At 47.8% G+C, this 19,860-nt stretch carries 18 protein-coding genes; 3 read left to right on the forward strand and 15 right to left on the reverse strand.

Going from position 1 to position 19,860, the window contains the following annotated elements:
* Positions 1–176: 176 nt before the first annotated feature.
* On the reverse strand, positions 177–968 hold the full coding sequence (locus TSUB_RS23160) for a metal ABC transporter permease (RefSeq protein ID WP_087018330.1): 792 nt from the start codon (positions 966–968) through the stop codon (positions 177–179).
* Between the two features lie 535 nt (positions 969–1,503).
* Between TSUB_RS23160 and TSUB_RS23165 the strand changes: the two genes are divergently transcribed.
* Positions 1,504–2,529: an IS110 family RNA-guided transposase gene (locus TSUB_RS23165; RefSeq protein ID WP_221274520.1), complete on the forward strand. Its 1,026-nt coding sequence runs from the start codon at positions 1,504–1,506 to the stop codon at positions 2,527–2,529.
* Between the two features lie 387 nt (positions 2,530–2,916).
* On the opposite strand, the gene TSUB_RS23170 is transcribed toward TSUB_RS23165, so the two are convergent.
* The 3 genes from TSUB_RS23170 to TSUB_RS23180 all read right to left on the reverse strand — a co-directional run bounded on the left by TSUB_RS23170 (position 2,917) and on the right by TSUB_RS23180 (position 4,900).
* The gene (locus TSUB_RS23170; protein ID WP_087019651.1) at positions 2,917–3,798 is read right to left on the reverse strand and encodes an NAD(P)-dependent oxidoreductase; all 882 of its coding nucleotides are present in this window, start codon (positions 3,796–3,798) and stop codon (positions 2,917–2,919) included.
* Positions 3,799–3,982: 184 nt separating this feature from the next.
* Positions 3,983–4,672, reverse strand: coding sequence for a hypothetical protein (locus tag TSUB_RS23175; protein WP_087019648.1), 690 nt, complete (start codon positions 4,670–4,672; stop codon positions 3,983–3,985).
* Between the two features lie 3 nt (positions 4,673–4,675).
* Positions 4,676–4,900, reverse strand: coding sequence for a DUF6500 family protein (locus TSUB_RS23180; RefSeq protein WP_087019646.1), 225 nt, complete (start codon positions 4,898–4,900; stop codon positions 4,676–4,678).
* Positions 4,901–5,302: 402 nt separating this feature from the next.
* On the opposite strand from TSUB_RS23180, the gene TSUB_RS23185 reads away from it, so the two are divergent.
* Positions 5,303–5,461, forward strand: coding sequence for a hypothetical protein (locus tag TSUB_RS23185; RefSeq protein ID WP_192867837.1), 159 nt, complete (start codon positions 5,303–5,305; stop codon positions 5,459–5,461).
* Positions 5,451–6,047 (forward strand): Fic/DOC family protein, encoded by a 597-nt coding sequence (locus TSUB_RS23190; RefSeq protein WP_087019643.1) that lies wholly within the window; start codon positions 5,451–5,453, stop codon positions 6,045–6,047. The genes TSUB_RS23185 and TSUB_RS23190 overlap by 11 nt, the downstream gene beginning before the upstream one ends.
* A gap of 204 nt (positions 6,048–6,251) precedes the next feature.
* Here TSUB_RS23190 and TSUB_RS23195 read toward each other — a convergent pair whose 3' ends face one another.
* The 11 genes from TSUB_RS23195 to TSUB_RS23245 all read right to left on the reverse strand — a co-directional run bounded on the left by TSUB_RS23195 (position 6,252) and on the right by TSUB_RS23245 (position 19,842).
* Positions 6,252–6,791, reverse strand: coding sequence for a ClbS/DfsB family four-helix bundle protein (locus TSUB_RS23195; RefSeq protein ID WP_087019640.1), 540 nt, complete (start codon positions 6,789–6,791; stop codon positions 6,252–6,254).
* 313 nt (positions 6,792–7,104) lie between these two features.
* Positions 7,105–7,671, reverse strand: a complete 567-nt coding sequence (locus TSUB_RS23200; protein ID WP_246616486.1) for a PIN domain-containing protein — start codon at positions 7,669–7,671, stop codon at positions 7,105–7,107.
* A 2-nt stretch (positions 7,672–7,673) separates the two neighbouring features.
* Positions 7,674–8,123 carry an excisionase family DNA-binding protein gene (locus tag TSUB_RS23205; RefSeq protein WP_087019634.1) on the reverse strand — a complete coding sequence of 150 codons (450 nt, stop codon included), beginning with the start codon at positions 8,121–8,123 and terminating at the stop codon, positions 7,674–7,676.
* Between the two features lie 338 nt (positions 8,124–8,461).
* The gene (locus TSUB_RS23210; protein WP_159064881.1) at positions 8,462–11,080 is read right to left on the reverse strand and encodes a glycoside hydrolase family 3 C-terminal domain-containing protein; all 2,619 of its coding nucleotides are present in this window, start codon (positions 11,078–11,080) and stop codon (positions 8,462–8,464) included.
* A gap of 120 nt (positions 11,081–11,200) precedes the next feature.
* On the reverse strand, positions 11,201–12,856 hold the full coding sequence (locus TSUB_RS23215) for a sulfatase family protein (RefSeq protein ID WP_087019629.1): 1,656 nt from the start codon (positions 12,854–12,856) through the stop codon (positions 11,201–11,203).
* A 70-nt stretch (positions 12,857–12,926) separates the two neighbouring features.
* A complete protein-coding gene (locus TSUB_RS23220) occupies positions 12,927–15,104 on the reverse strand; it encodes a glycoside hydrolase family 3 N-terminal domain-containing protein (protein ID WP_087019626.1) in 2,178 nt (725 codons plus the stop codon).
* Between the two features lie 107 nt (positions 15,105–15,211).
* Positions 15,212–15,691 (reverse strand): hypothetical protein, encoded by a 480-nt coding sequence (locus TSUB_RS23225; RefSeq protein WP_087019623.1) that lies wholly within the window; start codon positions 15,689–15,691, stop codon positions 15,212–15,214.
* Complete coding sequence (locus TSUB_RS23230) at positions 15,691–16,512, reverse strand: carbohydrate ABC transporter permease (protein ID WP_087019620.1); 822 nt, start codon at positions 16,510–16,512, stop codon at positions 15,691–15,693. Before TSUB_RS23230 ends, TSUB_RS23225 begins: the two co-directional genes overlap by 1 nt.
* Positions 16,512–17,390, reverse strand: a complete 879-nt coding sequence (locus TSUB_RS23235; RefSeq protein ID WP_087019619.1) for a carbohydrate ABC transporter permease — start codon at positions 17,388–17,390, stop codon at positions 16,512–16,514. The genes TSUB_RS23230 and TSUB_RS23235 overlap by 1 nt, the downstream gene beginning before the upstream one ends.
* An 85-nt stretch (positions 17,391–17,475) precedes the next feature.
* Positions 17,476–18,720, reverse strand: coding sequence for an extracellular solute-binding protein (locus TSUB_RS23240; RefSeq protein WP_246616487.1), 1,245 nt, complete (start codon positions 18,718–18,720; stop codon positions 17,476–17,478).
* A 129-nt stretch (positions 18,721–18,849) separates the two neighbouring features.
* Positions 18,850–19,842: a LacI family DNA-binding transcriptional regulator gene (locus TSUB_RS23245; RefSeq protein ID WP_087019616.1), complete on the reverse strand. Its 993-nt coding sequence runs from the start codon at positions 19,840–19,842 to the stop codon at positions 18,850–18,852.
* Between the last annotated feature and the right edge of the window lie 18 nt (positions 19,843–19,860).

Here is a 19,860-nt window from a genome sequence, read left to right on the forward strand (position 1 = left end):
TATCATCGAGATAAGTGTCAAGTTACTGAAACTTAGCAAGATTGAATAGGCCATCTCTACCGTTCAACCAACAGGCCGAGATATTCTTGCTGGAGACATTTTTTGAGGTGCATTGCGCATAGACACTCTATGATTAGTGCCTATGTAGAGTGTCTATACGCAGTTTTGAGGAGGCGTTAGGCTTCGGACGTTTGCCGATATTGAGGACGGAAGAAAAACTGTAAAAAAGGAAAAAACACCAGCCCACTGATGAACAATGTAATCACCATCGCTGCCCCACTCGGTAAATCCCACAAGGTTGAGACCACAATGCCGGACAAGATACCTACGACACCAATGACTAAACTGGCGATCAGCGCGGTTTTAGGTGCTAACATCACGGTAAACAAAGTCGGTACGACAAGCAGCGCAAATTCAAGATAGACCCCAGTCAACTTGACCGTAACGGGCATTAAAATCGCAAACACCGCATAAAACGCTCGCCCAGACATCAGTTGCGGCTTCATGGCGATTAATGTCAGCATCACCACAGTGACCCCACCAATCAAGGCAACATCGTCCCACGTCGCCCACAGCAATTGACCGTTGAGAATGCGCTGAATGAACTCGGCACCATGGGGATCTTTACTGACAACGATGACCGCCAATGAAGCAGACACCGCAAACAAGCAGCCAATCAGCGGCTCAAGTAAGTGGCGAATCTTGTCTTCTAGCAACGCGATGACACCACAAAAGCCCAAGGACAAGATCCACGGACCAAGCATTTCTCCGAACACACTTTCGTGTAGCCAAGGCACATTGATAAACCAGTATTGACTCACCGCCGCCCCAAGCGCCGCGACCTGAGCCACCGCCAGATCGATAAAAATTACCTGTCGCTTCAGTACTTGATGACCAAGCACGACATTCCCCACCAAAGCGATCAACCCACACAGCACAGCCGGCCATAACCAACTGTATTCATTCATCAATGCCAACACGACAACGTATACCTCTAACACCTACGTAAACTGAAACCGCACAGTCTCATCAACATGCGCATTGTTATAACATCACACATTATACCCGGTTAGTGCTCAGCATTGATATTGAAAGGTGACATTCCATTTCAATTTGGCCAGTCGAAGTTGGAAATCTGCTTTATATACTCAAACCACCTCAAGATGCAGGATTCAGAAGCGGCCTAGCGCGTCGAAGTCAAGGTAAAGATACCAAGGCAAAGGTGTGAGGGAATGGCTTCCCCTTTTCAAACACCTTTAACGCAGAAATCGGGGCGCTAGTCGCTTCCCGAAGGGCGAGTTTTCTAGGCTCGCCACCGTCGTTACTGTTTTTTGATTTAGTCCACTAGATCTTCAAAACAGTGTCTTGTTGACAAGCCTAGAAACTCTCGCTGAACAAGCATCTTGAGGTGGTTTGATGTAATGGTCTTCCCTCGCACTAATCGGCATCGCAATGTGCCAAGATAGCGTTGATAAATCGCCTATCTAAAAACGAGGGAAGACCATGAATAAGTGTAAAACCATTGGTATCGATTTAGCAAAGAATACTTTTTACTTCATCATGTTGGACAAACAGGGTAAGCAAGTTGAGAGAAAGAAATTAAATCGACAACAGCTCATTGGCTATCTCTCGAAGCTAGAGACTTGTGTCATTGCGATGGAAGCATGCGGTACAGCGCATTACTGGGGACGAAAAATAGGCCAGCTAGGGCACTCTGTTGTATTACTTCCCGCTCAGCATGTGAAAGGCTATTTACGAGGCCAAAAGAATGACTATAACGATGCAAAGGCCATCGCAGAAGCGTGTCAGCACGGTGCGATTCGCCCCGTTGCGGTCAAATCCCTAGCGCAGCAAGACGACCAAACTTTTTTGCTCATGCGTCAACACGTGAGTAGTGACAGAAAGCGCTTAATCAATCATGTGAGAGGGTTGCTGGCGGAGTATGGGGTAGTGCTGGCGAGAGGAAGTCAGGTATTGCGTAAATCGCTGCCTTTTATTCTAGAAGATGTTGAGAACGGCTTAACCGACGAATTTCGAGCGCTTTTATTCAGGCAATACACACAACTCGAAAGGCTTGACGAAGAGCTACAGTGGTACGACGAAAGGTTGGCCGAAAAAGTGAAGCAAAAAGACGTTTGTCAGCGTTTGATAAAAGTGCCAGGTATTGGTCCCGTGGTGAGTTTTTCCTTAAGAGCCTGGATGGGAAGTGGTGAGCAATTTAAACGAGGGCGTGATGCGTCAGCAGCCTTAGGTTTAGTGCCCAAGCAATTTAGCACGGGAGGTCGAGAGGTATTGCTTGGCATTACAAAGCGAGGGAATCAGCAGTTAAGGTCATTCGTGGTTCATGGTGCAAGAGCGGTTGTGAGTCGAGCCGATGGCAAAACAGACAGGCTTAGTCAATGGATATTGCGGCTGGTTGAAAGGCGAGGTTTTAACAAGGCTGTGGTGGCGCTGGCGAATAAGATAATCCGTATCGCGTGGGTCATTATCTGTCGAGGAGAAAGCTATAAAGCGCCAGCGGCGGTTTAACAGAAAGATTTAACTAAAGCGTCACACACCAGATATTGCGTAGATAGCAGTTTAGATGAAAAACAGGTAAGACCAGCATATAGGGACCCTGATATACTCAAAGGTTTACCAAAACCGTTAATTTGATAAGGGCTATATGCGCGAAGTGTCATCAAGGCCAGAAGCCACACGAGCTTCACGCATAGGCCGGATATATGAAAGCAACCTGTCCCTTTTATCGACATTGGTATCTTGCCAATAGAGGGAAGACCATATATGAGTATATACCCGTCATGCTAGTTCCATTACCTACTAGAACCCCTAATCACAAAACGAAAAAACCCCGCGAGAGCAATGCACTCTCGCGGGGTTTAAACTGGCTAGCAATACGCTAGTGCGTTATATGACTTACTTCTTAAGACCAGTGAAGTAATCAAAGATAACTGGCACGTCGTTCTGACCTAGGCCAGCATCCACTGCCGCTTGTAGGCTAGTAGAAGTACCTTGTGCGATCAGTGACTCTGTACCTAACTCTTCACAAAGTGCTAGGAAGTAACCAAGGTCTTTGTTTGCGTTAGCAACAGAGAAGCCGAGTTTTTCTTCACCGTCTACTGCGTAGAACTTACAGAACTGCATGAATGGTGAGTTAGAAGGACCAGCAGACATGATGTCAAATAGCTGTTGACCATCAACGCCAGCAAGCTTAGCAACCGCAAAAGCTTGAGACATAGTCGCAACGGTGGTCATACCCATGAAGTTGTTAACAAGCTTAGTCACGTGACCTGAACCTAGTGCACCTAGGTGGAAAACGTTTTCGCCTTGCTCATCTAGCACTGGCTTCACTTTGTTGAACGTGTCGATGTCGCCTGCCGCCATGATGTTTAGAAGACCATCTTTCGCGTGAGCTGGAGTACGACCTAGTGGTGCGTCGATCATGCCTGCGCCGATAGCAGCAAGGTCAGCGCCAATTTTCTTAGTTGAAGCTGGGATAGAAGTACCGAAGTCGATTAGCGTCTTGCCTTCAGACATGCCCGCTAGAATGCCGGTGTCGCCGTATACTACTTTTTCAACAACTTCAGACGTTGTTAGACAAAGCATAACGATGTCACTTTTTTCAGCTAGTTCTTTACCAGTAGCTGCTTCAGATGCATTGCCGCGTGCAAGTACTGCCGCAACTGCATCTTTGTTGAGATCCATTACGTTAACTTCGTAGCCACGGTTTTGTAGGTTCTCAACCATGTTGCCACCCATAAGACCAAGACCGATGAAACCAATAACTGGTTTTGTCATAACGAACTCCTAAATGCAATATTGTATGATTATATGACTTGGGTGTAAGCATATACCTGAGTCTGATTTTACGCAACAAAAGAATGAGCCGAAATTATGAATTAGTATGATTTTTGTGATGAATGACCAAGGCGCAACGTTTGCCATCAAAGACGTAACAGGACATTAACAGCAGCACGGCACCCTAACGAAAATAGAGTGCGAATAAAGAAACCCACCCAAAGCCACCATTGATGGCTAAGGCTAACGGTATGACAAATGGCCATCGACGTGACTCGCCCACGAGTCTTAAGCCTGACCAAAGCACAAACAAAAACCCTGCCAGCATCATGGCAAGCAGCATCAACACTGCATAAGGTTCATACCAATTATCAGGAGGGAGGTAAAAGGTGAATAAAGCTTGGTAAAACACGTGCCAAACGCGATCAACACTAATGACGTACCCTGTGGCTATCATGACGCCTGCACTGATCACCGCTATCCACCCATGACGGCGCAGCACAGGGGCTAGCCCTGCACCCAACGCAACAAATAGACTGATGACAATCAGCGCAGCGCTAAGGTGAGATAAGTACAACAGCGCCTTTGCGATCGTTTCACTTGCCAAACCGCTTTTCACTACCAAGAACTGAACCGTAAGGATGGCACAGCTCGCGAGCACGACGGCAAACACCCGGCTCAACACGACAGACTTTTGTTGCCGACACGCAAACCCACAAAGCCACCCCGTCGTCGCCACATTACTCAGTAATGCCACCAGCTCCAATGATTCGTTAACCAACGACGATGATCTCGCGAATAGCCACCAGATCAGAACGACAGGAAGGCCGAGACAAAGCCCTAAAAGCAAGGTGTATTCGCGTCGGCTCATCATCGCCTAGCTATTTCCCTCTGATTCAACCATTGCAATGATCTTCTGCGCTTTTTCAAAATGATCGAGCTCATGTGTTTGAATCCACCAAGTCGCCGCTTCCATCAGCAGTTGAGGATCGTCATTCTTGTTGGCGAAAAAGGCGTAAAAAGAGACACCAACGCCCTCGCCTTTTTGGGCAATCTTCTTATTACACACCGTGATGATTTTTTCTCTCAATGAATGACGCATGGACTTCCTTTCTATTAAATACAACGATACTCAATCCCCCCAAGCAACGATTCATTGCCGAGGTAGAGCCATCATAACGGCCACCACGAAACTTAACAGCCCAAGCGATGATCTCGCTCGCAAACTTGACAGTGATAGCAAAGCAGCGGTCTGAGGAAAGTGAAGCGTGATCGATTTTGGCGGTTTGCTTGGTCGTTTGGGTAGTTTCTAACGTAGTTTTGGACAGCTCCGTGTTAAGTACAGATTCTTTAGGATTAGTTTTTCTACCCTAAATAACGGGACTTGCCTCTATTGAGCATGATAGATTCACCAACACACTATGTCAGCTTAAGTGTCACTGGCTTGGCTCTGAGCTCAGAAATGCGGTAAAATAATAGGAGTTAAATTAATAGGCTGGTCAACATGAAAAAATCTGAAGCCGAAAACCAAACACAACTAGCTTCCCGTAAGTTCTCACCACAATTGAAAAATTTACAGGTCAGCATGTCTTATGAAGGGCTTAGCTTGAAGGCAAAGCAAGGTAAAACGTTGGAAGTTTTAAGACGCCAGTATGCGCGATAAGTACGGCGTCAACCAAGACCCACATTGCTACCCTGATTCCGATGTACTTATAAACCACCTCAATATCCGAGATGCCGATTTGCTTGCAGAGGCCGAGGTAGAGTTTGTACGCCTAAGATACATGGATTATGTTAGTGAAGTAAATGCCCTGGAAGACTTCACTATGGCGCACTTTTTGTTCTTGCATCAGGTACTTTTTCAAGATGTATACCCTTGGGCTGGTCAACCGCGTGACGTTGACATTTCGAAAGGTGGCACTAGATTTTGTTCTTGTCAATTTATCTCAACCGAGTTGACTAGGCAGTTAAAGCGACTCCCTGCACTGCGTGACTGTATGGATAGGGATGCTGTTGTTACATTGAGTGCGGATGTTTTCTGCGAGATAAATGCAATTCACCCTTTCCGCGAAGGTAATGGCCGCTCAACGCGATTCTTTTTTGAAGAGTTACTATTCGTTGCAGGCTATGAAATAGTTTGGCCTTCCATCTCCAAAGAAGATTGGATAGTAGCAAACATTAAAGGTTTTAATGGCGATGTCAAAGGACTCAAAGATATTTTTGATCAAGCGATCCAATGTAGTTTATAAAAATATAATTTTGAGTATGTAGTGGATTAGCAAATTTGACCACGTAGATTAGAATCTCTAAGCATGACGAAAAGTAAGTCAAACTCCGAGGATTGAAATCAGGTTCAGTACCGAGCTGACTCACAAAGGGTCACTTTTGCGCTAGCACAATATAACTTGTAATTGGGAACAATTCTCCCTGCGCCAAATGCCTCTATTAAGTAGTTATTTTGACAACCTTTTCGCATGCGCTTTGAGCTTTTTAAGTGCCCAATCATAGTGACTTGGCATGGCCGAGATGCAATAGCTGCCTAGGGTCGTCGTCCCAGTCCAGTCAAAATACTTCTTAGTGAAAAGCTCTTCATTGGTAAACTTTTGGGTCAACTTAAGGGCTGCTTCATGGCTTTCTCTAACCAACTCTTTTGCCATAAAAAGTTCCGTTCCTTGATGTTTTTCGAAGAACTCGATGTTCATTTGGCCATAGGTTTTCCAGTTATATGGCTCTGGTAGAAAACTGCTCTTTTGGCCTTCCATATTAGAATTGACCCAATTCAGTAACAATTGATGCCACTCATATAAATGCACTAGAACATCTCTCAAGTTTCGGTCACGACTCCAATGAGCTTCCTTTTTGCTAACCTCACCCGAGAAATCAAATTCGGTCTTCAGCTCAATTTCAGACATTGCCTCGATATATAGAAACAGTTTTGAGAAGCCTTCACTGGCTTGCGAGATAAGCTCTTCCTTTGTTTTAGCTCTTGCCATCGTCGATGACTCCATTTGCTGCGGCTCCGACAACCATATTCACATGAGGAAATGCAAGTCAAATAGCTATTTTGCAAAATGAGGGGTTAAATCGAGTAACTTACTTTGGGGCAAAGTTTACCTTGACGGTATCCTATCTAGGCAATGTCACCGCTTGCAACGTCGCTCCCCCTGACTCGTAGTGAATCGCAGACCGCCTTCTCAATGAGTAAGTGACGAGGCTAAGTTTGGGGAATACCAAGCAAGGTGGGGGCTATTCTGAGCTGAACAATAGTTTCCGTCGTTAGCTTTTATAGTGGGATGAGTGAAGTTATCAAAGCATCATCTCAAACTGCTTTAACCGCGAGACAAAACTGGGCAGGCGTTGTTTTTGCAGACATTCTAAAAACTCAGCGGCAGACAATGGTGGGCGTTTAAGTCCTTGTCGCTGTTGGTGCGCCGCCGTAATACAAGCACTTGGTTTGAGTTCAAACATATCACTCAAAAATTCATCAGGATGAATAGCAGATAGACCAAGCGCATCAAGCTGAGTCGTAGGAAAATCCTTTAGATTGAACGTAATAATAGCCTCTGCTTGCCCTTTGAGAGCTGCCGCTACAACATGTCTATCGTCTTGATCAGGCAGCGTTAAGCCTTCAATCAATGGTTCATATCCTTCAACCAAGCAGTATGGTACGTTTGCATTCATTAGCTGTCGAGTCCGCTCAAGTTTTTGTGGATCGATGCTTGGGTTGTTGGCAACAAGGTTACGCATCCATTCATCGTGGATTCGGTCAGTCCAGCGAGCTTTGAACAAACCAGTATTGGCAAGGTACATCAGGTAACTGCGAAGAGGTGCCGGATACATAACGCATGCATCCAGTATTACAGTATACGCCACGCTTAGTATCCCATATCCAGCTCTTGATCTAATGCAGACAGCTCATCCAACGTTTTAAGTCGTTGGACTTCTAGTTGCTGCTTGTAAGCCATGACGGCAGCAAACTGAACTTTACGCCGATTGCCAATCCGGCTGTAAGGGATCGTTCCAGTGTCAAGCAACTTGATGAACGTTGGACGAGACATGTTCAGCAAGTCTGCGCCTTCCTGAGTCGTCAGCTCTGCATGGATGGGGGTAATATTAACCGAATTACCGTTTCCCAATTGCGTTAACACTTCCAGCATCATCTTCAATGCACTGGCAGGCAAAGTAACCTCGTGAATTTTCCCCGATTTATCAACGACGCTGATCTGTTGAGCGGCGCCGCTACTCTCAATAACCGCAGACAGTTCTTGGCTGCTGAGTCTTGCCAAAGCCATTTCTTCTGCACTAGGCAACGTTGTGGTGATCATAGTGGTATCTCTCTTACTGCTATTTATACTCAATTATTCGAAATATTCGAAATTAGTCAAGTACTCAAAAAAACGAATAACAGCACTTGAAACTGAGTAGTGCCATGCTCGTACCCTTAATCGAACTAAGGTTAGGGTAAGTAAGCCAAAGGGAAAGCACTGACTTACTAATGATCACGAGAACTATAGCATTAGGGGCCATAAACACTTTACCTTCCCCCCTATCCTCTGACATTGCCGACAACGATCCGACCCTATCGTCAGCCGACTTCACTCAAAAGAAAGGAGAGCCGACGCTCTCCTCTCAATTTCACCTTTTACTTCGTTCTGAAGACGACCTATTCCGCCGCGACTCTCAGGGTGTCGGTGAGATGAATGCTATCTGACGCATTGCCAACACGAATTTGATAGCGATCCCCCAAGGCCCAATCCCGGCTTTCTTCATCCCAATACGCCAAGTCTTTCACCGGGAATGACAAGGTGACGCGCTTCGATTCACCTTTCGCTAATTGGACACGCTCAAACGCCTTCAATCGTTGATGTGGTTTGTCTGTGCGATCGAAGAGATCGGCTACATAAAGCTGAATGACTTCATCGCCGTCTACATCGCCCTCATTTTTCAGTGTGACCGATACCGAAATCTCATCGGTAGGTTTCACTGTTGAGGCAGCAAGGGACATCTCCGTCATCGCAAATTGGGTATAGCTTAAACCATGACCAAAGGCCCACAACGGGGTTTTGTCTGCATACCAGTAAGTGCGACCTTTGGTGATATCGTAATCCCCGAATGGCGGCAGATCATCCCAGCTTTGTACAAAAGTGAGTGGTAACTTACCGCCGGGGTTATTGTCGCCAAAAAGTGTGTTAGCGATGGCGACGCCGCCCTGCTCTCCGGGATACCAAGATTGTAAAATCGCGGGGACATTCTCTTTAAGCCAAGGACTTTCAATCGAAGAGCCTGATTGCAACACCACCACGGTGTTGGGATTGACTGCCAAAACTTGTTCAAGCATGCGGGTTTGCTCCGTCGGTAATCCTTCCGCCGTACGGTCGATCGATTCTCGCTCATACTCAACCGACAATCCCATCACGGCAATCACCACATCGGCTTGCGCCGCCACATCCACTTCTTTACCTTCAAATGCATTATCTGCATTGGGTAACTGCCAGCCGAATGAAAGCGAATGGGCTTGATGATTCGGCTTTCGCATCGTAATCAGTTCAAACTCGTAGGTTTGCTCACCATCCAGTTCCATCTCGATACGGGCTTGTTCGACTTCTCGGCTGTTTCCATGATTGCGCAACATCGTCGACCCATTGATATTCAAGGTCGCGTTTGCCCCCAAGGTATCAAAGCCTAAGGTATAAAGGCCGGATTGTGGTGGAACAAGAGTTGTACGGTAGCTCACCGCATAATTGTCATGACTGATGGCCTCATGAGGGCGCACCTCCGTCCAATCAAAACGGACCTCTGCGACCTGATCTGTGGCAATCGCCTCCCCTGCTGCTGCGCGATTGTCAAAGTAACGCGCTTCCCAGACGCCCATGCCTTGGTCATCAAGCAGGGTGATGTTATCCATGGCGATCGCTGAGAGTTCACCAGCATTGTGTTGCCATGGGACATACAACACCTCGACATCGTCACCAACATAGTCTCGAATACCTTGCAGCGGATTAACTGGGTCGCGCGGTGCTCCCGAGTACGTGCCTAGATTGAGCACGTTGGCGTTAGGCCCAATGACAGCGACGGAATCAATGCGATCTTTATCCAGCGGCAGCAATGGCACACCTTCCACTGGCGCATTCTGAAGCAGCACCATGCTCTTTTCTGCCAGCTCAAGTGCGAGTGGTTTAAACGTTGTCATAATCTCAAACGGCAGATCTTTCCACGGCGATAACGCTTCTGGGTCAAACATGCCTAAGCGTAAACCGACGCGCATCGTATTTCGAAACGCACGATCGAGCTGCGCTGAGGTCGTTTTTCTGGTTCTAATCGCTTCGATTGCCTCTTGGCGAAAGATCCGTGTGTTATCCATGTCTAAGGTTTCGGCATTCAGTACTGCCGCGGCCGCATCAACATAGCTTTCATAGATTTCATGTCCGTGGAAACCGCGCCCAGACCAACCTTTGGTGGTCATCAAAATTGAGCCGTAATCCCCCAACACTAAACCATCGAAGCCCCACTCGCCCCGTAACACATCACGTATCAACCACGTATTGGTCACGGCTGGCTCGCCATTTAATGCGTTGTAAGCGGTCATCACGACTTGCGCATTGGCTTCTTCAACCACTTGTTTATAAGCGGGAAAGTAGTATTCGCGAAGTTGCTTTTCAGAGATATCCGCATTGGCGTGAAAGCGATTGTGCTCTTCGTTGTTGGCCACAAAATGCTTTGCACCTGCTGCGGTTTTTAAATAGGTAGGGTGATCGCCTTGTAAACCCGAGACATAAGCTGAAACCATGCTGCCATTGATGAGCGGATCTTCACCGTAAGCTTCTTGGGTGCGCCCCCAACGAGGATCTCTGGCGATGTTGATCACCGGAGACCAAAACATCAAGGGACCTCGCTTGCCATCTCGAATCACTGGCCCATGATGATACTGTGCACGGGCTTCATCTGACACTGCGTCACCCATACGCTTCATCGCGTCGGGATCCCACATTGCGGCGAGTCCAATCGATTGTGGGAACACGGTCGACGGATTTTTGCGCGGTGAGGATAAGCCATGCAGCGCTTCGCCTGGCATGAATGACGTTAATCCATAGCGTGGAACCCCTTTGTTCCAAAAAGAGATCATGTGGCCTTTTTCTTCATCAGTCAGTCGCTCGCTGATGTCATCGAGGCGCGCTTCAATCGGCAAAGTATGGTCAAAAAAAGCGATGTAGTCGTCATTGTGGCCCGCATGACACAGAGTCGCGAAACAGACACTGAGTGAAAATATCATCGATCGTTTCATAGGTTTCCTTGTGAATAGGGTATTACTCTCGCGAAACCCCATTTGGAGTCGCCAGAGTAAATGGTTGAGAAGAGCAGCAAATAAAAAGCCTCGAACGCGTCGAGGCTTGAGGATATAGCGTTATTGTTCTGCCACTTTGAAACTCTCTGGAAACAGCTCAGCAAGTGTCGGAGCGGGCGTATATTCCAGAGGTAAGCTCACCCACTCTTCACGGGGTGGCACATCGTACTTGTGCTCTAATCGCGTGATCTCTTGCTTTAATCGAGCGATTTCGGCTTGATAACGCGGATCGTTGATCGCGTTATACATTTCTGTCGGATCTTCGTCGATGTCGTAGAACTCCCACTCATCCATGTCGTAGTAGAAGTGCATCAACTTATAGCGACGATCGCGGGTACCATAATGGCGGGTGACATCATGCATCGCCGGATATTCGTAGAAATGGTAGTAAAGCGACTGTCGCCACTGAGCCAGAGATTTACCACGCAGTAACGGCACCATGGATTCTCCTTGCATCTCGTCAGGCACCTCAATGCCCGCGAACTCAAGGAAGGTCGGCGCGTAATCGATGTTCTGCACTAGGTGTTCGATGACAGTACCCGGCTTGATCTGCGCGGGATACTGCATGAGAAGCGGAGCACGGAAAGACTCTTCATACATAAACCGCTTATCAAACCAACCATGCTCGCCCATGTAAAAGCCTTGGTCTGAGGTGTACACCACGATGGTATCTTCGGCTAAGCCATTGGCTTCCAAATAGTCCAGCACCGCCCCGACACTTTCATCAACGGAAATGATGGTCGCCAAGTAATCTTGCACGTAGCGTTGATATTTCCAGATGGCGATCTCTTCATCGCTCATCGAGGCCTCATGGGCATTAAACCAATCATTCCGCTCTTGGTAAGCGAGATCCCACGCCTTGCGCTGTTCAGGCGTCAGTCGGGCTAGCAAAAATGGCCAGATATCCTCACGCCAAGTCTGTTCGCCCACCCCGGTTGTCATTTTCAGGTCATGGCCTTCTTGCGCATCACGATAGATGTTCATGGTCTGCATCGCGGCCGCCGCACGCCCTTCATAAGTATCGAAATAATTGTCCGGCACGGGGAAGGTGACGTCTTCAAACTTGCGGGTGTGCTGTGGAGCTGGCATCCAATTTCGATGCGGGGCTTTATGGTGTAGCAACAACGCAAACGGCTGGTCGCGCTCTTTGCATGTGTCGAGCCAACGCAATGACTTTTCGGTGATCAACTCTGTGGTGTAGCCGTGCTCACGCTTTACACCGTCGGCGGTAATGAAATCAGGATTGTAGTACTCACCTTGGTCGTTGAGAATTTCCCAATGGTCAAAGTCAATTCCATCTGGGGTCAAATTGATGTGCCATTTACCGATACAAGCCGTCGCATAACCATGCTGCTTTAACAGGCGCGGCCAAGTGGTTTGATGTCCGTTAAACAACTGACCATTGTGATTGAAGCCATTCTTGTGGCCAAACTTGCCAGTCAACATCGCCGCGCGCGAAGGGCCGCACAATGAATTAGTGACAAAAGATTGATCAAAGCGCGCCCCATTTTTTGCAATACGGTCAATGTTGGGTGTGGGGGCTAAATGGGCAATATCGCTTTGATAAGCACTGACGGCACGCACGGCGTGATCATCAGACATGATGTAGATAATATTGGGGCGTTTAGTCCCCTTAACAGTCGAATGTTGTTGTGGCATAGCCAAATCTCGAAGCGGGAATCGAAAGGAAAGTAAGCTATCGCTCTGCGACGTCATTGTTGTCACCGCAGAGCGCGTTAGGTTGTTAAACCGATGAATAAGCCGTTAAGGCGTTAAACAAAGGCACTTAAGCGTTTAGGAAGAACCGGGCGTTCAGTGATGCGTTGCTATCGCCACCCACGAACACTGTGATTTCTGAGCTCTCCAACGCGACCGTTTTTTCAGCGCCAAAGAAGGCAAACTGCTGCGCCGGAATCTCTAGTGACACGTGACGAGACTCGCCCGCCGCTAAATGGACACGCTGGAACGCACGTAACTCACGCTGGGGGCGGGTCGTTGACGCGACGTGCTGACGGCTGTAACACTGCACCACTTCTGTCGCTGCTTGCTCGCCGTTATTGGTGAGCGTCACCTCAACCCACAAGGTCTCATCGCTTTGCAATGTCGTCCGATCGAGCTTGAGATCTTGATAGTCGAAAGCGCCATAGCTCAAGCCAAAACCAAACGGATAAAGCGGTGTATCACGTTGATCTTTATAAGGTTGATAATCTTGGAAATCCCGCATCTTACCGAGTGGCTTACGCGCATAGTAAATAGGCACTTGTCCAGTGGAGCGCGGAACGCTTATCGGCAACTTGCCAGACGGAGATACCGCACCAAACAGCAACCGTGCTGCGGCATGCCCTGTTTCCGTGCCTGACTGCCACGCATAAAGCAGCGCATTGGCATAACGCTCTGTGGCAGGCGATGGCAAAGGACGCCCGGTACACTGCACCACGACCAGTGGTTTACCCGTCTCAGCGACTGCCTCAATCATGGCTTCTTGACCTGCAGGCAGTGTCAGTTCGGCAACATTCCGCGCCTCACCCGTACGACGGTGGCTCTCACCACTACAGAAGATAACGAGGTCAGCGCGATGCGCACACTCCACCATTTCATCGGCAAACGCGGCCTCTTCAGTGATCACCGTGACATTGATCTCATTTGCCTCCACATACGCTTGAATCCCTGCATACAGACTCGTGACATCTTCGGTTTTGCCATCAAGGCACCATGACCCAAGGTGCTGACGCTGGGAGTGCGCGTGCGGGCCAATGACGGCAATCGTCATCGGCTGCTCGGTCGTTTTAATAGGCAGTAGATGGTCGTTTTTGAGCAGCACCATACTTTGCTCAGCCAACGTGCGGGCTTCGTCCAAATGCGAGGCCTGACGCATCACAGAAAGGTGCGCCTCTTCATCGACATACGGACGTTCAAACAGTCCAGCTCGGAACTTGGTAAGCAATACACGTGACACCGCCTCATCGAGCACCGCCTGATCTAACGCACCTTCCGCGATTAAGGCTTCAAGGTGCCCCTCATAGGCCTCATTGGTCATCGCCATATCAACGCCTGCTTCAATCGCTCGCTTGGCTGCCCCTTTCGCATCGGCTGCCACACCGAAATAGGCCAAATCGGAAATGGAGCCCCAATCACTCACGACCATGCCATCAAAACCGTGCTGAGTTTTCAGCCAGTCTTTGATCAATGCTTGGCTGCCCGATACAGGTGTGCCGCCTAAATCATTAAAGCCTGACATCAAGGTCCCCACACCTGCTTCCACCGCCGCTTTAAAGGGCGGCAGATAGACATTGTGTAAGCTGTTTTCAGAAATTTCCGTGGTATCGTAATCGCGTCCCCCTTCAGAGGCGCCGTAGCCGACAAAGTGCTTCGCACAAGCAACCAGCGTGTCGGCATTCCCCATATCGTCGCCTTGGAAGCCTTTGACCACCGCTTTGGCCATCTCACTTAAAACCAAGGGATCTTCGCCACCACTCTCAATCACGCGACCCCAACGCGGATCGCGCACCACATCCAACATAGGTGCAAACGTCCAGTGAATCCCTAACGACGCCGCTTCTTTAGCCACGCATCGATACGCCTTCTCAATTTGCGCTGGGTTGAAAGACGCCGCTTGCGCTAATGGAATGGGTAACACTGTCTGCTGCCCATAAATTACATCGCGAGCAACAATCACCGGGATCCCCAAACGGCTCTCTTCCACGGCAGCACGCTGAATCTCATTGAGCTGCTTAGGTGACACGGTTTCACCGGGCGCATTACCCGCCCATGCGGTATCGGCTAAGATACGCGATCCCAAGCGACCTTCGCGCACAGCATTGAGATAGTTATCACGGTGAACCCCATACTCCAACATTGGACTTTGGCAAAGCTGGCCTACTTTTTCGCTGAGCGTCATTTGGCTCAGTAAGTCGGCAACGCGGATGTCGGGAGATTGGGTCGCATCTTTATAGATAGGTTTCATTCGTCGCTCCTAAGAGTCGATCTTTACGCCCATCTCTGGGCGTAAAGGCTGAAGAAAAAACGCCGCCGAAAGCAAGAATGACGGCTAAAAGTGGTAAAACAACTCGGTTACAACTGGGCAAGTTTATGGTCTGGAAACGCATGGACGAGAAAATCTCGCATCTCTTCTTCCACTGCCGTATCGCCTTGCTCAGCCGCTTTATTCATTAATAGATGCGCCACTTCTGGTACATATCGCACATCCAACTGCACATAGACATCAATAAACTCATACAAGGTGTCTGCATCTAACTGAGGTAACAAACGCTCAGGAGCATCCATCGCCTCGTAATAGAAGCGCGGTCGGACGCCAAACGCCGTATTATCCCAAGCTTCAATTACTTGCTGATAGCCACCTAAGTAGGGCTCCTCAATACGAAGCTCCAGTTTATTCATGCCTTTTAGCGCTTCGACATAAGCACCTTGCGCTTCTTGAGCGACCGCATAGTCAAAATAGCTCTTAGTAAGAAAATAGGTTTTGCCCCATGCGCTCCAATAAGCAATTACCACGACCAATAGCAGTAAGGCGATTTTTTTAACATTGCTCATCACTTCACTCCCACACCGGTAAAGGCTTTAATAAAGTTCTTCTGCATGAAGAAGAACACAAACACCACAGGCACGGCGATCATGGTTGTCATCGCCCACACTTGCTCCAAGTTACCAGCGGGAATATCTTGCTGGAACTTAAACAACGCCATTTGCAGTGTCAGCATCGAGTCATCACGGATATATAGCAGTGGCCCCATAAAGTCATTCCATGCCCCCATAAAGGTCAGGATACCCACCGTCGCCATCGCTGGGCGCATCATAGGCAATACCACTTTAAAGAAGATACGGATCTCACTGGCACCATCGATGCGCGCAGCTTCAAGGTAAGCTTCATCGACTTGGGTCATAAATTGGTACAGCAAGAAGATGTTATAGGCACTGATTGCACCCGGAATGATGAGCACACGATAGGTGTTCACCCAGCCCCATTCGTACATCATCATGTAGACCGGAATGGTAAACAGGATCGCTGGCACCATCATGGAAGACAGGATCAAACGCAACCAAACCTGACGGCCCGGCATCTTGGTTTTTGCAATCGCAAACGCCACCATGGCAGACAAAATGCAGTTCAAGAAGGTGACAGAGAGAGAAACGAAAATCGTATTGAAGAAGATACGACCGAGGTTAATGCTATCAAAAACCTCAATGTAGCCTTTCGCCGACCACACGCTAGGAAGCGAGTTTGGCGAGTGCATGATTTCTGCACCCGGCTTAAATGAGTTAATGATCATGAAAAAGAAGGGATACAACACGATCGCACTGGCCATCAAAAGACCGAAGTAGATCAGCGCTTTGCCTTTATTAAACTTGTTCATCAGTCTTCCTTACCTTTGGTCAATTTGAGCTGCAACATGGTGAGAATAAAGATCAGAATCGCCAGCAGTAGGCCAATGGTTGACGCTTCGCCCATACGCATCTGTTCAAAACCCGTTTGGTAAAGGTGAAGCACAGGCGTTAACGCCGCATTGTGCGGGCCACCTTTCAAATCGAAGTTCATGAAGACTTCAGTAAACATCTGCAAGCCGTTAATAACGTTGATGGTCAAGACAAAAACAATCTGCGGCTTGATCAGCGGCAAAATGATCTTCGTGACTTTACGCCACCAGCCCGCACCATCGATATCTGCCGCTTCAAGCAATGAGCGGTTAATACTCGCAATACCACCTAAGAAGATGATCATCTGTACACCGAACCATTTCCACGCACTGAACACCGCGAGCACTGGCATAGGTAGCCACTGCTCAAACTTCCAGAAAATGGGGGCTTCCAACATGTCCATACTCATCATCGCCGATTGAATAGGACCGGTTGGGGCTGCCACAAAATCAAAAATAATCATGGCAACAGTCACGGACGTCACAACAGGAATAAATAGGACCGTACGGAAGAGACTCGAAAGAAATGTTATTTCGTTTAACATTAATGCAGCAAGCAGCGCACAAACAAAACTCAAGCTAATAAAAATTAACTGGTTGTAAAAGACGTTAAAGATAGAACGCCAAAAATAAGGATCTGCAACCCCATTAATCCAGTTAGTTAATCCAACAAAACGGGTATTCTCTGGATTCAAAATATTAATATCGAGAAAACTATTTTGTAACGATAAAAAGAATGGGTAAAGCATAAAGATGAGAAAGTATGCCACCCATGGCAACATAAATAGGTACGATACCCAATAACGTCTTATATTCATTGTGTTGTTCCACTAAAACTTGAAATTTGTCATGGCGGTATAGGCAGTAAAGAGGCGTATACCGCACATAAAATCGGGTGTTGTTTTAATTTCTCATGATTTGTTTCGCTTCCTCAGCGGCAGCATTCACCGCCTCTTGAGGTGTCATTCTTCCCATTACAACCGCTTGGGAGTAGTAACTAAGAATGATGGATGACACTTCACCGACCGCCGCCGACGACTCATTCATCACCGCATGTTCAAGTTGCTTAACAAAAGGGCGAATCTCAGGTTGTTGAAAGTATTCATGGGCTTGCAAAGAGACCAATGTCGGTAAGCTTTGCAACGCTTTCAACGCCTTTAAGTTGAACGACTCCTCCATTAACATTTCTATCAGTTGCCAACTACGTTGCTCGATATGACGGGTGTTTTTAAAGACCATCAGCGCGCGACCATCGAGGTTTGAGTAGGCGATATCCCCCTTCTCACGCACAGGCAGTGGTGCAATGCCAACATCTTCACCAATCACCATAGGACGATCGGCGGCATCTTGTAGGTTCGCGTTCCAAGACACACCGTATTGTGGCCACATACCAATAGTACGAGAGAAGAAATTCTGCTCCATGGTCAGCGGCGCAAAGCGTTGCACTTGCTTCATGGTATCAAAGAACGCCACCATGCCCGCTTCTTCTTGATCAAAGACGGGATGCGTGCCCCAGCGATTCAGCAGTTGATATTCGCCATCATTAAAGTTGTAGTATAGCGGCGCTAGCATGTTCCAATACCAACCCCCTGTGGCCAAGGCATCGTTCCATAGTGCGATACCATGGACGCGTGAGCCATTGCTACGGGCAGGCAATGCGCTGATTTTCTCTGCGGCTACCAACAACTCATCCCACGTTTCAGGCGGCGTATTCGGATCTAACCCTGCTTCTTCAAACAGCGCTTTGTTGTAGATCATCATCTGTGTTGTTGCGAGCCAAGGGATGAAGTAATGACGACCAAAGTTTTGTGCCATAAACTGCGGCGCAATCTTTTCTTGCAGCGCCTCAAAGCCCTCAAAGTCATCCAAATAAGAAAGGCGTCCGAGTCTGGCGTAACGCGGCACCATATAGCCAAAAATACCGGCATACACGTTCGGATAGTCACCTGCGGCCATGCGGGTTTCTAGGTTGCCGTCATTGGTGACGACCAGTTCCACATCGGGATAGCGACGTTCAAACTCTGGTTTTATCCATTCATTGGCAAACGCCATCTGATCGCCGGATGAAACCATAAACTCAAGTTTATCTTTTGCAATTGCTGTTGAACTAACGGCAACCAAGAATAATACAATCCACTTCAATATCATCTCGTTATCCTTGAAATAAGCCAGGGCACGAAGCCAAATACATTAACTACTCATGTATTGGGATAATTAGCCACACCTTTCGATGTGGCAAAAATAAGAGATGGTCAGAAAACGAATTAATGTCGCGTTTTAAAAACTCTCGCGCTCTACCAAATGCGTTGGCAAAATGGTAACAGGTTCAATCTCAGTTTTAGATTCACCATTCATTGCGTTAAACAATATTTCGACTGCTTTTGCACCCATTTCAAATTTCTGGTGGGTCACAGTACTTAATGGTGGAATCGTTCTTTCAGATTCGCGAATATTATCGAAGCCAATCACTTTTAACTGCTCAGGCACTTTAATATTGTTTTCTAATGCCGCGCGTAGAATACCAAGCGCCATTTCATCGTTTGCTGAGAATATCGCGTTTGGTACGTTACCTGCCGCGATCATCGTCTTCATTTTCTGGTACGCATCGTCTTCTGTGAAATCAGAACGGACAATTAAGTCATTGTTAAATTTCACATTGTAGAAGCCAAGTGCGGCGATATAACCTTCCAGACGTTTCTGGTTGTCGTAAGAGTCTTCCGGACCACCGAAGAAGTAAACCTCTTCACACCCCATGCCAATCAACTTCTTGGTCGCCGCAAATGCGCCGCCGAAGTTATCAATGAGAATGTTGTAAATGTTGTCGGCCTTAATCTCGCGGTCAAGCACCACAATAGGGACATCACTCGATGCCACAGTACGCAAAAACTCATCGTCAAAGGCGTTACTCAAGATGATTGCCCCATCAATCATCTGATCTTTCATGTAGCGGTGTGCGGTAGAATCTGCCCCACCAAACAAACTGCATGCGATCAAGTCATAACCCATTTCGTGAACTTTACGCTCAATACCTTGCACCAACTCACTGTAGATAGGACCAAACCAAGAGTTGAAGAAGATACCAATTGCACCCACGTTTTTCTGACGTAGACGCTTTGCGTTACTGTTGGCTGAATAGTTCAGCCGCTTGGCAACTTCGAGAACATGCTTACGCGTTTTCTCGCTGATGCGGTCGCTATTGTTGATTGCATAGGAGACGGTCGAAATCGACACATTGGCTTCCCTTGCAACATCTTTGATAGTAGGCCTCATGAAACTACATATCCCTCA

Origin of the sequence: Thaumasiovibrio subtropicus, assembly GCF_019703835.1 — a bacterium.
Taxonomy (GTDB): Bacteria; Pseudomonadota; Gammaproteobacteria; order Enterobacterales; family Vibrionaceae; genus Thaumasiovibrio; species Thaumasiovibrio subtropicus.